The sequence below is a fragment of the Pseudomonas sp. GZD-209 genome (genome assembly GCF_049310485.1).
GTDB lineage: Bacteria > Pseudomonadota > Gammaproteobacteria > Pseudomonadales > Pseudomonadaceae > Aquipseudomonas > Aquipseudomonas sichuanensis.
Genome location: NZ_JBMOWQ010000228.1, coordinates 1 through 12,625, shown reverse-complemented (window position 1 = coordinate 12,625; position 12,625 = coordinate 1). Strand labels below are relative to the sequence as shown.

Annotated in this window: 13 protein-coding genes; 4 read left to right on the top strand and 9 right to left on the bottom strand. The window is 63.4% G+C overall.

What is annotated here, in order from left to right:
- The first annotated feature begins 102 nt into the window (after nt 1–102).
- Nucleotides 103–921: an alpha/beta fold hydrolase gene (locus tag ACO6VM_RS22905; protein ID WP_401055749.1), complete on the top strand. Its 819-nt coding sequence runs from the start codon at nt 103–105 to the stop codon at nt 919–921.
- Between the two features lie 132 nt (nt 922–1,053).
- On the opposite strand, the gene ACO6VM_RS22900 is transcribed toward ACO6VM_RS22905, so the two are convergent.
- From ACO6VM_RS22900 to ACO6VM_RS22860, 9 genes are all read right to left on the bottom strand, one after another.
- Nucleotides 1,054–1,926: a transporter substrate-binding domain-containing protein gene (locus ACO6VM_RS22900; RefSeq protein WP_401055750.1), complete on the bottom strand. Its 873-nt coding sequence runs from the start codon at nt 1,924–1,926 to the stop codon at nt 1,054–1,056.
- Nucleotides 1,923–2,696 carry an amino acid ABC transporter ATP-binding protein gene (locus ACO6VM_RS22895; RefSeq protein ID WP_401055752.1) on the bottom strand — a complete coding sequence of 258 codons (774 nt, stop codon included), beginning with the start codon at nt 2,694–2,696 and terminating at the stop codon, nt 1,923–1,925. The genes ACO6VM_RS22900 and ACO6VM_RS22895 overlap by 4 nt, the downstream gene beginning before the upstream one ends.
- Nucleotides 2,693–3,352, bottom strand: coding sequence for an amino acid ABC transporter permease (locus tag ACO6VM_RS22890; protein ID WP_401055754.1), 660 nt, complete (start codon nt 3,350–3,352; stop codon nt 2,693–2,695). Before ACO6VM_RS22890 ends, ACO6VM_RS22895 begins: the two co-directional genes overlap by 4 nt.
- Nucleotides 3,333–3,998, bottom strand: coding sequence for an amino acid ABC transporter permease (locus tag ACO6VM_RS22885; protein WP_258705333.1), 666 nt, complete (start codon nt 3,996–3,998; stop codon nt 3,333–3,335). Before ACO6VM_RS22885 ends, ACO6VM_RS22890 begins: the two co-directional genes overlap by 20 nt.
- 548 nt (nt 3,999–4,546) lie before the next feature.
- On the bottom strand, nt 4,547–5,332 hold the full coding sequence (locus ACO6VM_RS22880; RefSeq protein WP_110992090.1) for a MetQ/NlpA family ABC transporter substrate-binding protein: 786 nt from the start codon (nt 5,330–5,332) through the stop codon (nt 4,547–4,549).
- Nucleotides 5,333–5,514: 182 nt separating this feature from the next.
- Entirely contained in the window at nt 5,515–6,462 is a 948-nt protein-coding gene (locus ACO6VM_RS22875; protein ID WP_401055757.1) for a sigma 54-interacting transcriptional regulator, read from the bottom strand.
- A gap of 63 nt (nt 6,463–6,525) precedes the next feature.
- Nucleotides 6,526–7,107, bottom strand: coding sequence for an alpha/beta hydrolase (locus ACO6VM_RS22870; protein WP_110992088.1), 582 nt, complete (start codon nt 7,105–7,107; stop codon nt 6,526–6,528).
- Nucleotides 7,108–7,293: 186 nt separating this feature from the next.
- Complete coding sequence (locus ACO6VM_RS22865) at nt 7,294–7,932, bottom strand: peroxiredoxin (RefSeq protein ID WP_110992087.1); 639 nt, start codon at nt 7,930–7,932, stop codon at nt 7,294–7,296.
- Nucleotides 7,933–8,098: 166 nt separating this feature from the next.
- Complete coding sequence (locus ACO6VM_RS22860; RefSeq protein ID WP_347151240.1) at nt 8,099–9,445, bottom strand: OprD family porin; 1,347 nt, start codon at nt 9,443–9,445, stop codon at nt 8,099–8,101.
- A 492-nt stretch (nt 9,446–9,937) separates the two neighbouring features.
- On the opposite strand from ACO6VM_RS22860, the gene tauA reads away from it, so the two are divergent.
- Genes tauA through tauC form a run of 3 tightly spaced genes read left to right on the top strand, consistent with a single transcriptional unit; the run spans nt 9,938 to nt 12,552 of the window.
- Nucleotides 9,938–10,909: a taurine ABC transporter substrate-binding protein gene (gene tauA, locus ACO6VM_RS22855; RefSeq protein WP_401055759.1), complete on the top strand. Its 972-nt coding sequence runs from the start codon at nt 9,938–9,940 to the stop codon at nt 10,907–10,909.
- Between the two features lie 15 nt (nt 10,910–10,924).
- The gene (gene tauB, locus ACO6VM_RS22850; protein ID WP_125860999.1) at nt 10,925–11,719 is read left to right on the top strand and encodes a taurine ABC transporter ATP-binding subunit; all 795 of its coding nucleotides are present in this window, start codon (nt 10,925–10,927) and stop codon (nt 11,717–11,719) included.
- Nucleotides 11,716–12,552 (top strand): taurine ABC transporter permease TauC, encoded by an 837-nt coding sequence (tauC, locus tag ACO6VM_RS22845; RefSeq protein WP_401055762.1) that lies wholly within the window; start codon nt 11,716–11,718, stop codon nt 12,550–12,552. Before tauB ends, tauC begins: the two co-directional genes overlap by 4 nt.
- Nucleotides 12,553–12,625: the final 73 nt, after the last annotated feature.

Sequence of the window (12,625 nt, the reverse complement as noted above, 5' to 3'; positions counted from 1 at the left end):
CATACGCGCCCCCCCCTCCGCCTCACCCCGCACGCGGGTCGCTCCCCCCCCCCCCCCGATGGGCTAACGACGGCATGACTTGTAGACAGGCAGAGACAACCCATGCAAAAACACTTCATCGAAATCGACGGCGCGCGCATGAGCTACGTCGACCAGGGCCAGGGTTTCCCCGTCCTGCTCGGCCATAGCTACCTGTGGTCGGCCGCCATGTGGCAACCGCAGATCGACGCGCTGTCGAAGCACTTCCGGGTCATCGTGCCCGAGCTGTGGGGCCACGGCGATTCCGCCGCGCCACCGGCCACCACCACCGACATGAGCGCCTTGAGCCGCCAGCATCTGGCCCTGCTCGATGCGCTGGATATCCCTAAGTGCCACCTGGTCGGCCTTTCGGTCGGCGGCATGTGGGGTGCGCAGCTGGCCATCGAACACCCGGAACGGGTCGATCGCCTGGTGCTGCTGGATACCTATCTGGGGGCGGAACCGGAGGCCACGCGGCTGAAGTACTTCGGCCTGCTGGATGCTGCCAGTGCCGCAGGCACCTTCGTCGACCCGTTGCTGGATATCGTGGTGCCGATCTTCTTCCATGCCGGCGGGGAAACCGTGCCTGAGGTGCGCGAGCAGTTCCGCGCGGGGTTGAAGGCAAGCAGCGCCCAGACCATCCGCGAAAGCCTGGACCCGATGGGGCGGGTGATCTTTGGGCGGCCGGATCTGCTGGCGCGTCTCGGCGAGCTGCCTGCAGATCGGACCATGGTGATCTGTGGTGACCAGGACATTCCCAGGCCGCCGGCGGAGTCGAACGAGATGGCGCGGTTGATTGGCTGCCTCGCGGCGCAGATTCCGTTTGCCGGGCATATCTCCAGCCTGGAGAACCCAGGGGTGGTGAATGATTTTCTGTTGAACTGGTTGCCGCGCAACGGCTGATATCGCCATCGCGGGGCAAGCCCGCTCCCGTTGCTTTGAAATGGTTAGTATCTCAAGGGGGGGGCAATTCCTTTCCAACAAAGAACCCGCCCCCCTCAGCGCGCGTGGGGGCGGGCTTGCCCCGCGATCAGATCAACCCTGCCACTTGCCCCCTTCGACAATCACGCTCTCGGGCTTGGTGTCGTCGCTCAGCTCTTTGCGCACGTACTGGTCATACAGCTTGAGCAAGAACTTCTCCTCACCCAGCTTGGCCAGCTCGGCATTCACCCAGTCGCGCAGCTCGGCATTACCCTTCTTCACCGCCGGGGCAATCGGTGCTTCCTCACCCAGCAGTTGCGGCAGCACACGGTAGCCCGGGTTCTGCTTGGCCCAGCTGAACAGGATCAGGTTGTCCTGGGCATAGGCATCGCCACGGCCATTGGCCAGGGCGGCCAGCGACTCGCTGTTCTTCTCGAACTTGAGCAGCTTCCAGTCCGGGTGGGTCTTGGTCAGCCAGATATCGGCGGTGGTGCCGGTGGTGACGATGATGGTCTTGTCGGCCAGCTCGTCGAGCTTCTGCACCGGGCTGCCGTCGGCAACGATGGCCTGCACGGCCACGCGCAGGTTGGGGTTGGTGAAGTCCACCGCCTCCTTGCGCTCGGGGGTGACCGTCATGTTGGCGAGGATCAGGTCGACCTTGTCGCTCTGCAGGAAGGGGATGCGGCTGGCGGGCTCGACGGCGACGAACTCGACCTTGTTCTCGTCGCCCAGCAAGTCCTTGGCGAAACGCCGGCCGATGTCGGTGTCGAAGCCGACGTAGCGGCCGCTCTCATCGACGAAGCCGAACGGCGGCTTGTCGGTGAATACGCCGACGATCAGCTTGTCGCGGGCCTTGATGGTTTCCAGGTAGCTGGTGGCGGGCGAGGCGGCAGCGGGCTTGGCCGGCTCTTCGGCCTTGTTGCAGCCGGCCAGCAGGGCCAGGCCAAGCAGTGGAGCGAGCAGTTTGGCAAAGGGTGCGGTGTTCATGACAGTTCCTTGTGCAGTGTCTTGGGCAGGCTTTCGACGAAAGAGAATTTCTCCAGGAACTGCTGCGCGCGTGCGGTCTGCGGTTGGGTGAAGAAGCGCTCGGGGTGGTTCTGTTCAAGGATCCTGCCGGCCTCCATGAACACGATGCGGTCGGCCACCGCGCGGGCGAAGGCCATTTCGTGGGTAACGATGAGCAGGGTCATGCCGTCCCGGGCCAGGCCCTGGATCACTTGCAGCACCTCCTTGACCATCTCGGGGTCGAGGGCAGCGGTGACTTCGTCGAACAGCATCACCTGCGGGTTCATGCACAGCGAGCGGACGATGGCGATGCGTTGCTGCTGGCCGCCGGACAGCTGCCGCGGGAAGGCATCGCGCTTGTCCAGCAGGCCCACCCGCGCCAGCAGCGCTTCGGCCTGGGCCTGGGCTTCGGCGCGCTCGCGCTTTTGCACCTTGAGCGGGCCCAGCAGCAGGTTGTCCAGCACGCTCATGTGGCCGAACAGGTGGTAGCTCTGGAACACCATGCCCACCCGCTGGCGCACCTGGCGCCAGTCGGTGCCTGGGGCCAGCAGCTCCTGCCCGTCCAGGCGCAGGCTGCCGCTGTGGGCCTGTTCCAGGCCATTGAGGCAGCGCAGCAGGGTGCTCTTGCCGCAGCCGCTGGGGCCGAGGATCACCACCACCTCGCCGGCGTGAACCTTAAGGTCGACGTTGGCGAGCACCTGGTGTTCGCCGAAGAACTTGTTGAAACCGTGGAATTCGATCAATGCGCTCATGAGTGGGCCCAGCGGCGTTCCAGCACGCGCGAGGCGGCGGAAAGCGGGTAGCAGACGAAAAAGAAGAACAGCAACAGCACGCCGTAGATCAGCGCCGACTCATAGGTGCGTTCGATGATCTGCTGGCCGGCCTTGATCACCTCGACCACACCGATCAGCACCGCCAGCGAGCTGGTCTTGATGATCCGCGTATAGATGTTGATGGTCGGCGGGGTCATGCGTTTGAGCGCTTGCGGCAGCAGCACATGGGCGTACAGCTGCCAGCCGGACAGGCCGATCGACAGCCCCGCTTCGCGCTGGCCACGGGGCAGCGAACCGAGCGCGCCACGCACCACCTCGCCGACTTCGCTGGCGCCCCACAGGCCCAATACCAGCACCGCGCACCAGAAGCTGGGGATGCTCAGGCCGAAGAAAATCGGCAGGCCGAAGAACACCAGGTACAGCCAGACCAGTACCGGGATCGCCCGGAACAGCTCCAGGTAAACCTGCAGCAGCACGTTCAGCAGCCGGTTGCCGAGGGTGGCCAGCACGCCGTAGAGCACCCCGCCGAGGGTGGCAAAGGCGATGCCCAGTGCCGAAATCGCTATGGTCTGCGCGGCGCCGGCAGCCAGTTGCGGCAGCGACACCTGCAGCAGCTCAAATGCCGAACTGGCCATGTTGCAGCCTCCTTTCCAGACGACGCAGCAGCAGCGACAACGGCAGGAAGATCAGCACGCAAAGCAGGGTCAGTACCGCGAGCATCTCGTAGGTCTTGTAGTACAGGGCGATGTAGTTCTTGGTGGTGTAGAGGATCTCCGGCACCGCCACCGCCGAGACCACGGTGGTCTCCTTGAGCAGGAACACGAAGTTGGCGAACAGTGCCGGCAGGCTGAGGATGCCCGCTTGCGGCAGGATCACATGGCGCAGCAACTGGCCTTCGGACAGGCCGATCGAACGCCCGGACTCCAGCTGTGCCCGCGGCACCGCTTCGACACCGGCGCGCAGCACTTCGGTGAGGTAGGCGCCGCCCATGAAAGTCATGGTGATGATCGCCGCGGCGAAGCCGGAAATCTTCACGCCCACGCTCGGCAGGGCAAAGTAGACGAAGAACAGCTGGATCAGCAGCGGCGTGTTGCGTGCCAGTTCCACGTAGCCCTGCACCAGGCGCCACAGGTACGGCGTGCGAAAAACCAGGATGGCCGAGTTGAGGAGCGCCACCAGCATCGAGGTGGCGATGGCGATCAAGCCAACCTGCAAAGTCACCCCCACCGCCTTGAAGAAGGCCGGCAATGTGCTAAGCATGAAAGCGGTGTCGAAACTCATGGAGAGGGCCTCGACACAAGGTTACGGAGGTACGGCATGGGCAGGTTCCAGGTCGGCACGAGGGTCGCTCGGCGTCGTTCAACACATAGTGGCGCTGTGCCGGTAGGCACGATTTATAGACTCTAAAGGTATAAAAATATTTTTCGAAATACCTTTATTGCATATCTATATCACCACCTGTTTCCCTCGGAAATTTCCTACATCAAGCCGGGACCTTTCCCGCGATCCACCCCTCAAACAGGTTCCAAACTGTGACTTGCATGGCCCATCAACTTACAAGGACGAAAACGATGAACAGCCCCTGCTCACCTGCTGCGAATGAACAATTGCTGTGGCTGCTGGCCCTGCGCCGGGCGCTGGGTGGCCAAGGCTGACCAGCCGGCGAAACACATGCCCTGCTGGCGATACAGGCACCACGCTGCGAGGCACCGGCTTCGCCGGCGATGAGGCCAGAAAACCAACACCAGACAGCTGCTCCCGGCAAAAACAAAAACGCCGACGCAAGATGCGTCGGCGTTTTTCGTTTCAGGCTTGGCTGATGCCGCGTATCAGAACGCCGGCAGTACAGCGCCCTGGTACTTCTTGGCGATGAACGCCTTCACTTCCGGGCTGGTCAGCGCCTTGGCCAGTTTCTGGATGGCCTCGCTGTCCTTGTTGTCCGGGCGGGCTACCAGGAAGTTCACGTACGGCGAGTCGGCACCCTCGATCACCAGGGCATCCTTGGCCGGGTTCAGGCCGGCTTCCAGGGCATAGTTGGTGTTGATCATGTCCAGGTCGACCTGGTCCAGCACACGCGGCAGCATGGCCGATTCCAGCTCGCGGAACTTGAGCTTCTTCGGGTTCTCGGCGATGTCTTTCGGGGTCGCCAAGGCGTTCTTCGGGTCCTTCAGGGTGATCAGCCCAGCCTTCTGCAGCAGAAGCAGGGCGCGGCCGCTGTTGCTGCCTTCGTTGGGGATGGCGACGGTGGCGCCTTCCTTCAGCTCGGCCAGGGACTTGACCTTCTTCGAGTAGCCACCGAAGGGTTCGACGTGCACGCCGATCACGGTCTCCAGGTGGGTACCTTTGCCTTCGTTGAAGTTCTGCAGGTACGGCAGGGTCTGGAAGTAGTTGGCGTCCAGGCGCTTCTGGTCGACCTGCACGTTGGGCTGCACGTAGTCGGTGAACACTTTGATCTGCAGGTCGACGCCTTCTTTGGCCAGGGTCGGCTTGATCAGTTCGAGAATTTCAGCGTGGGGTACCGGCGTGGCGGCGACCACCAGTTTCTCGGCGGCAGAGGCCAGGCCTGCAAACGAAAGGGCGGCGGCCAGGGCGGTGGTCAGCAGGGTCTTTTTCATGGTGATCCTTGTTATCGAGCTGGGCCATCGCAGATGGCTACGTCTGGTGCCCATCCGTTCAGGAGGGCGTGAAACGGACGATACCGGGATTTTTTATTCCGGAACAATATCTTTTATTTAGCTGCTTATTCCAAAAACAAATGGCCATCAGCGCCTTTACTTATGAGCCTTCAGGCGCCGCTCTAGGGTGCGGGCTCATCCAGCTGCGCCAGGCTTTCGCCCAGCAGCTGGCGCAGGGCCCGGAGGGTCTGCGCCTCGCGGCTGCGGCCCAACTGCCCAAGCTGGCGGGCCAGGCTGGCCAGCGGGGTGGTGTCCGGCAGATCAAGGTGCTCGGGGAGGATCTCCTCACCGTCGCTGACCAACAGGGCGAAGTGGATGACGTTCTCCAGCTCACGGGTATTGCCCGGCCAGGCATGGGCCTCCAGCGCCTGCTGGGCGGCCTCGCTGATCAATGCCAGCGGCCGGTCCAGGCGCACGCTGTAGATACCGACGAAGTACTCCGCCAACGGCAGAATGTCACCGACCCGCTCGCGCAGCGCCGGCAGCTCCAGCTCGCCCTCATGCAGGTAATGGTAGAGCCGCTCGTTGAAACGCCCGGCCTGCACCGCCTTGGCCAGATCGATACTGGAGGCGGCGACCAGGCGCACATCCACCGGCTGCGGCTGGGCTGCACCGACGCGGGTCACTTCGCGGTTTTCCAGCGCCGCCAGCAACTTGCCCTGGATCGTCAGCGGCAGGTCGGCGATCTCGTCCAGATACAAGGTGCCGCCGTTGGCCGAGCCAAACCAGCCTGCGCGGCTGCTGGCGGTACCGCCCTGGCTACCGGCGCTGTAGCCGAACAGTTCGGCGTCGGCATAGGTCGGGCTGATGGCGGCGCAGTTGACCGAGACGAACAGCCCCGCGCGGTCACTGGCGCGGTGAATCTGCCGCGCCAGCAGCTCCTTGCCGGTGCCGGTCTCGCCACGGATCAATACCGGCAGCGGTTGCGGTGCCAGGCGTTCGAGGGCCTGGCGCAGCGCCTGTGAGCGCGGGTCGACGAACACCAGCGCCTTGGCGCGGATGCTCAGCGGGCTCTTGTCCAGTTCGGGGAAGGTCAGCAATGGCTGGCCGAAAGGGGTGTGAAAGGTCATGGAAAACTCCCGCCCCGGTCGCATGCAGCCGGGGCTCAAGGTATTCGTGGAACGGCCGGCGGATCAGGCGCGCCGCAGCGCACGCTGGTCGATCCGGGCCTGCAGGCGGAAAAGGTAGGCGAAGCCCTGTTCCCAGCGCTCGTGGCCGGACTTGACGTTGATATGCCCGGCATTGGCCAGCAGCCCCGCCTCGGCATCCCAGGCGCGCGCCAGGTGCAGGGCCCGTGGCACGCTCACCGCCGGGTCGTTGTCAGAGCTGACCACCTGGCTTGGGAATGGCAGCGCCTGCAACGGAATCGGCGCAAAGTTGCGCAAGGCCGGCGCGCAGTTGGGCCGCTCGACATCGGCCGGCGCCACCAGCAGTGCGCCACGCACCCGCCGCAGCAGGCTCGGGCTGGCCTGGGCGGCCCAGTGGGCGACCGTGATGCAACCCAGGCTGTGGGCAATCAGAATCACCGGCGAGCTTTCGGCGGCAATCGCCTGCTCCAGTGCCTGCACCCAATCGCGCCGCTGCGGGGTGAGCCAGTCCTGCTGCTCGACCCGGGCGCTGTTGGGCAGGCTGCGCTGCCAGTGACTCTGCCAATGGTTGTCTGGCGATCCTTGCCAGCCCGGCACAATCAGGTAACGAATCGACTCATTGCGCATGGGGACGCCTCCGAAAGTTTGCGTGCTTGGGGTGCAAGTATAAGGAGGCAGTTATATCCGTAAAGGAATAAGAAGCTATTTATTAATAACCAAAATAACAAAACACTAAACGACGCCCATAAAAAAGGGCCGTCGAAACGGCCCGAAATCCCTGCTATGGCTAAGAGCATTACAACGAGGATTCACTTAACGATTGGGTTGCGGCGTCAGGCGCAGATAAGGTTTCACCGCCCGGTAACCTTTCGGGAAGCGCTGCTTGATTTCGTCCTCGTCCTTGAGCGACGGCACGATCACCACCTCATCACCGTCCTGCCAGTTGGCGGGGGTGGCGACCTTGTGGTTGTCGGTCAGTTGCAGCGAGTCGATCACCCGCAGGATCTCGTTGAAGTTGCGCCCGGTACTGGCCGGATAGGTGATGGTCAGGCGCACCTTCTTGTTCGGGTCGATGACGAACAGCGAGCGCACCGTGAGGGTGTCGCTGGCGTTGGGGTGGATCAGGTCGTACAGGTCGGACACCTTGCGGTCGGCGTCGGCGATGATCGGGAAGTTGACCACGGTGTTCTGGGTTTCGTTGATGTCATCGATCCAGCGGTGGTGCGAGTCGACCGGGTCCACCGACAGGGCGATGGCCTTGACCCCACGCTGGGCGAAATCATCCTTGAGCTTGGCGGTCAGACCCAGCTCGGTGGTGCACACCGGGGTGAAGTCGGCCGGGTGGGAGAACAGCACGCCCCAGCTGTTGCCCAGCCATTCGTGGAAGCGGATCTTGCCGGCGCTGGAATCCTGTTCGAAATCGGGGGCGATGTCGCCGAGTTTGAGGCTCATGGAAGCGGCTCCTGTGCTGTGTCTGGCCTTGATGGGTTCAATGTGCCTGCATTCGAATAAAAATAAAAAGAATAAATATCGATTTATTTATAACCAGAATGCATACGAAATGACAGGCACAAAAAAGCCTCGCACTAGGCGAGGCTTCTTCTGTTGCAGCTACGACTTACATGAAGGCGTAAGTGTAGTTGACGATGAAGCGAGTCTGATCCTGGTCGGCGCTGCTTTCGTTGCCTTCACCACGGTACACGCCTTGACGCAGGCTGAAGCCCAGGCCTTTGAGGGTACCTTGCTGGATGGTGTAGTCGACGCGAGCGTCACGCTCCCACTCGTCGTAGGTGCCGTGGCCCGACTTGTAGCGGACATCGTCACCACGCAGGTAAGCGACCGATGCCTTCAGGCCGGGTACGCCCAGGGCCGCGAAGTCATAGGAGTACTGACCGAAGTTGGTGTTCTCGCCAGCACGGGCGAACTGGTTGATCATGCTGTCGGTGAACAGGTAGAAGCTGGCACCGCCGTTGCCTTCTGGACGGTTGTCGCCATTGCGCACGGCGCCCTGGTTCAGCCAGACGAAACCACCGTCGTCGCCGACCTGCTGACGACCGACCATGAGCGCGTGACCACCCAGGGTGTAGGTGAACATGGCGGACCAGGTCTTGTTGTCGATCTCGCCTTTGTGCCGGGCATAGCCGCCGTTGTTGTCGAAGGCGTAAGTGGCTTCGTCGCCGTTCTTGCCTTCGCTGCTGCTGTCGAAGTAGCGCAGGTCGGTCTTGAACGACTGGTTATCGGAAATCTTGAAGACGTGGGTAGCACCCAGGAAGTGCTGCTTGTAGAAGTCTTCCAGATTCGAGTAGTAGTACTGCAGAGTCAGGTCCGGAGTGAGCTTGTAGTCCAGACCGCCGTAGCGGAACTTGTTGCTGTCGGCAGTGGCGCCGGAAACGGACAGACCAGTACGGTTGCTCGAGGCACGGCCCATGGCGTGGGTCAGCTGGCCGGCGTTGATGGTCAGGTTGTCGATTTCCTTCGAGGTGATGGTGCCACCTTCGAAGGTTTGCGGCAGCAGACGGCCATCGTTGGAGACCAGGATCGGCAGCATCGGGGCAAGGGCGCTACCGAAGTGAGCTTCGGTCTTGGAGAAGCGCGCCTTGGCGTTGGCACCGAAACGCGACCACTGCTTCTCGGAGGAGCCATCGGAGTCGCTCGGGAAGAAGGTGCTGCCGTTCTGGTGGTAACCCTTGCCGCCATCCAGGTGGATACCCCACAGGGCCTGGGCGTCAACACCAAAACCAACGGTGCCTTCGGTGAAGCCGGAGATGTAGTCAAGCTTGAAGCCTTGACCCGACTCGCGCACGTCAGGGCGTGGCTTGCTGCCATGCGCTTCACGGTTGTCGTTGTTGAAGTACATGGTGCGCGAGCTCAGGGACAGTTTGCTGTCCTCGATGAAACCTGCAGCGCCTGCTTGTTGGGCGAGAACCCCCAGTGCCACGGCCAGGGCCAGGCTGGACTTGTACATGTTTTGCTCCTCTACGTTCTAATTTTTGTGCGTCACAAGCGGCAGGATCTTTTGCCCCACTCGCCCGGGATTGGCGATTTAGCACCAATGCGTGACCGCCAAGTCAATGCTCAACGATCGATTCGCGACTTTGGTCTAAGCCGCCGTCCTGCGCTACAGGATAATGACAATCCTATAAATCCAAAATGACCGTTTTATGAATCTGTAAGACTTTTACGGAATAACATTGGAACCTTTACTGCGAAAGGTTGTATCGACGCCGTCAATCATACCTTTAGGTTATGTGCAAACGTTTGGCGACTCTCTGCGGCTCGGCCCCCCGGCCGGAACCGAAAAAGGCTAGCAGCCCTTTTCCATTCCGCCAGCCGCAGACCCTGCGGCCTTAAAGCGTTTGGCTCCTAAGCTAATGCAAAAAAGTTATTTATTTCTAATTTCTTAGATCATCTAGTCTTCTCGCCATCCATAACCCCATTGCCTGACGAGAGGTTCACCATGATCCCGCATGCCCCGCTGCGCCTGTTCGCTGCCCTGACCCTCGCCGGCACCAGCTGGCTGGCCCAGGCCGCCGACCTGACCGTCGCCTACCAGACCACCGTCGACCCGGCCAAGGTGGCCCAGGTGGACGGCGACTACGAAAAAGCCAGCAAGGCCAGCATCGACTGGCGCAAGTTCGACAACGGCGCCGACGTGATCACCGCCGTGGCCAGCGGCGACGTGCAGATCGGCTACCTCGGCTCGAGCCCGCTGGCCGCCGCCGCCACCCGCAAGCTGCCGGTCGAGACCTTCCTGATCGCCACCCAGATCGGTGCCGGCGAGGCGCTGGTCGCCCGTGACAGCATCAAGACCCCGCAGGACCTGGTGGGCAAGAAAGTCGCCGTGCCATTCGTTTCCACCGGCCACTACAGCCTGCTGGCCGCGCTCAAGAGCTGGAACATCGACCCCACCAAGGTGCAGATCCTCAACCTGGCGCCGCCGGCGATCATCGCAGCCTGGAAGCGCGGCGACATCGACGCCACCTACGTCTGGGACCCGGCCCTGGGCGTGGCCAAGGAAGACGGCAAGGTGCTGATCACCTCCGGCGAGCTGGCCGAAAAAGGCGCGCCAACCTTCGACGCCTGGATCGTGCGCAAGGACTTCGCCGCCAAGCACCCGGAAATCGTCAAGTCGTTCGCCAAGGTCACCCTCGACGCCTATGCCGACTACCGCAAAGACCCGAAAGCCTGGCTGGCCAACCCGGACAACGTCGCCAAGCTGGTCAAGCTGTCGGGTGCCAAAGCGGCGGATATCCCGGTACTGCTGCAAGGCAACGTCTACCCGCTGGCGGACGACCAGGCCAATGCCCTCGGCGCACCGACCACCCAGGCGCTGACCGACACCGCCACCTTCCTCAAGCAACAAGGCAAGGTCGATGCGGTACTGCCGGACTACTCGCCCTACGTCAGCAAGCAATACCTGCCCAACTAAAGACCGGAGCCCGTCATGGCCTTGCTTGAACTGGAGCGCATCAGCGCACAGTACCCCGGCGCCAGCACCCCGGTGCTGGCCGACATCAACCTGAGCCTGGGCCCACGCCAGCTGCTGGTGGCCCTTGGGCCATCCGGCAGCGGCAAGACCTCGCTGCTCAACCTGATCGCCGGTTTCGTCGCCCCCAGCGCCGGGCGCATCACCCTTGACGGTGCTGCGGTGCAAGGCCCAGGCGCCGACCGTGGCGTGGTGTTCCAGGACGACGCCCTGCTGCCGTGGCAGGACGTGCTGGCCAATGTCGCCTTCGGCCTGCAACTGGCCGGCGTACCCCGCGCGCAGCGTGAGGCCAAGGCCCGCGAGATGCTGGCGCTGGTCGACCTGGCCGGCTTCGGCGAGCGGCACATCTGGCAGTTGTCCGGCGGCCAGAAACAGCGCGTGGGCCTGGCCCGGGCGTTGGCCGCCGACCCTCGGGTGCTGCTGATGGACGAGCCGTTCGGCGCCCTCGACGCCTTCACCCGCGAACAGATGCAGGAGCTGCTGCTGCAGGTCTGGCAGCGCACCGCCAAGCCGGTGTTCCTGATCACCCACGACATCGAAGAGGCGGTGTTCCTGGCCACCGAGCTGGTACTGCTGGCGCCCAACCCCGGGCGCGTGGTCGAACGCCTGCAACTGGACTTCGGCCAGCGCTACGCCGCCGGCGAGCCGGCGCGGGCGATCAAGTCCGACCCACGCTTCATCGAAACCCGCGAGCACGTGCTGGCGCGGGTGTTCTCGCAACGCGAAACTGCCCGCCGAGAGGAGTCTGCATGAGCAGCCTGGACCTGCCCGTCGCGGCCAAACGTGACGCCAAACCTGCCCCTGGCAAAACCCGCCAGCCCCTTTCCACCCGCTGGATCAGCACCCTGACCTTGGCCACCCTGCTGCTGGCCTGGTGGCTGGTGACGGCCGCCGGCTGGGTCGAGCCGCTGTTCCTGCCGCCGCCCGCCGACATCCTGGCCAAGGCCTGGAGCCTGCTCACCCAGGGCTACATGGACGCCAGCCTGTGGCAGCACCTGGGCGCCAGCCTCGGCCGCATCGGCCTGGCACTGGCGGCTGCGACCCTGACCGCCATCCCGGTCGGCCTGGCCATCGGTTACAACCGCGTGGCCCGCGGCATCCTCGACCCATTGATCGAGTTCTACCGGCCGATCCCGCCGCTGGCCTACCTGCCATTGATCGTGATCTGGTGCGGCATCGGCGAGCTGTCCAAGGTGCTGCTGATCTACCTGGCGATCTTCGCCCCGATCGCCATCGCCACCGCCACCGGCGTGCGCACCGTCGACCCGACCAAGCTGCGCGCCGCGCAATCGCTGGGCGCGACCAAGGCCCAGCTGATCCGCCACGTGATCCTGCCCAGCGCCCTGCCCGACATCCTCACCGGCGTGCGCATCGGCCTGGGCGTGGGTTGGTCGACCCTGGTCGCCGCCGAGCTGATCGCCGCCACCAGCGGCCTGGGCTTCATGGTGCAGTCGGCGGCGCAGTTCCTGGTGACCGACGTGGTGGTGCTGGGGATCCTGTTGATCGCCCTGATCGCCTTCGCCCTGGAGATGGGCCTGCGCGCCCTGCAACGCAAGCTGGTGCCCTGGCACGGGCAGAGCCACTGACCTTTCCAACCCATCGCGGGGGGGAAGAAAGCCACCCAACCCTCCTTTTCTCTGGGGGGGGGGGGGCCACCCG

Excerpts from the sequence above, each read along its gene's own strand:
- tauA (WP_401055759.1), top strand. The coding sequence starts at position 9,938 with ATGATCCCGCATGCCCCGCTGCGCCTGTTCGCTGCCCTGACCCTCGCC.
- ACO6VM_RS22875 (WP_401055757.1), bottom strand. The coding sequence starts at position 6,462 with ATGACCTTTCACACCCCTTTCGGCCAGCCATTGCTGACCTTCCCCGAA.
- ACO6VM_RS22900 (WP_401055750.1), bottom strand. The coding sequence starts at position 1,926 with ATGAACACCGCACCCTTTGCCAAACTGCTCGCTCCACTGCTTGGCCTG.
- ACO6VM_RS22890 (WP_401055754.1), bottom strand. The coding sequence starts at position 3,352 with ATGGCCAGTTCGGCATTTGAGCTGCTGCAGGTGTCGCTGCCGCAACTG.
- ACO6VM_RS22860 (WP_347151240.1), bottom strand. The coding sequence starts at position 9,445 with ATGTACAAGTCCAGCCTGGCCCTGGCCGTGGCACTGGGGGTTCTCGCC.
- ACO6VM_RS22885 (WP_258705333.1), bottom strand. The coding sequence starts at position 3,998 with ATGAGTTTCGACACCGCTTTCATGCTTAGCACATTGCCGGCCTTCTTC.
- ACO6VM_RS22895 (WP_401055752.1), bottom strand. The coding sequence starts at position 2,696 with ATGAGCGCATTGATCGAATTCCACGGTTTCAACAAGTTCTTCGGCGAA.
- tauC (WP_401055762.1), top strand. The coding sequence starts at position 11,716 with ATGAGCAGCCTGGACCTGCCCGTCGCGGCCAAACGTGACGCCAAACCT.
- tauB (WP_125860999.1), top strand. The coding sequence starts at position 10,925 with ATGGCCTTGCTTGAACTGGAGCGCATCAGCGCACAGTACCCCGGCGCC.
- ACO6VM_RS22865 (WP_110992087.1), bottom strand. The coding sequence starts at position 7,932 with ATGAGCCTCAAACTCGGCGACATCGCCCCCGATTTCGAACAGGATTCC.
- ACO6VM_RS22905 (WP_401055749.1), top strand. The coding sequence starts at position 103 with ATGCAAAAACACTTCATCGAAATCGACGGCGCGCGCATGAGCTACGTC.
- ACO6VM_RS22880 (WP_110992090.1), bottom strand. The coding sequence starts at position 5,332 with ATGAAAAAGACCCTGCTGACCACCGCCCTGGCCGCCGCCCTTTCGTTT.
- ACO6VM_RS22870 (WP_110992088.1), bottom strand. The coding sequence starts at position 7,107 with ATGCGCAATGAGTCGATTCGTTACCTGATTGTGCCGGGCTGGCAAGGA.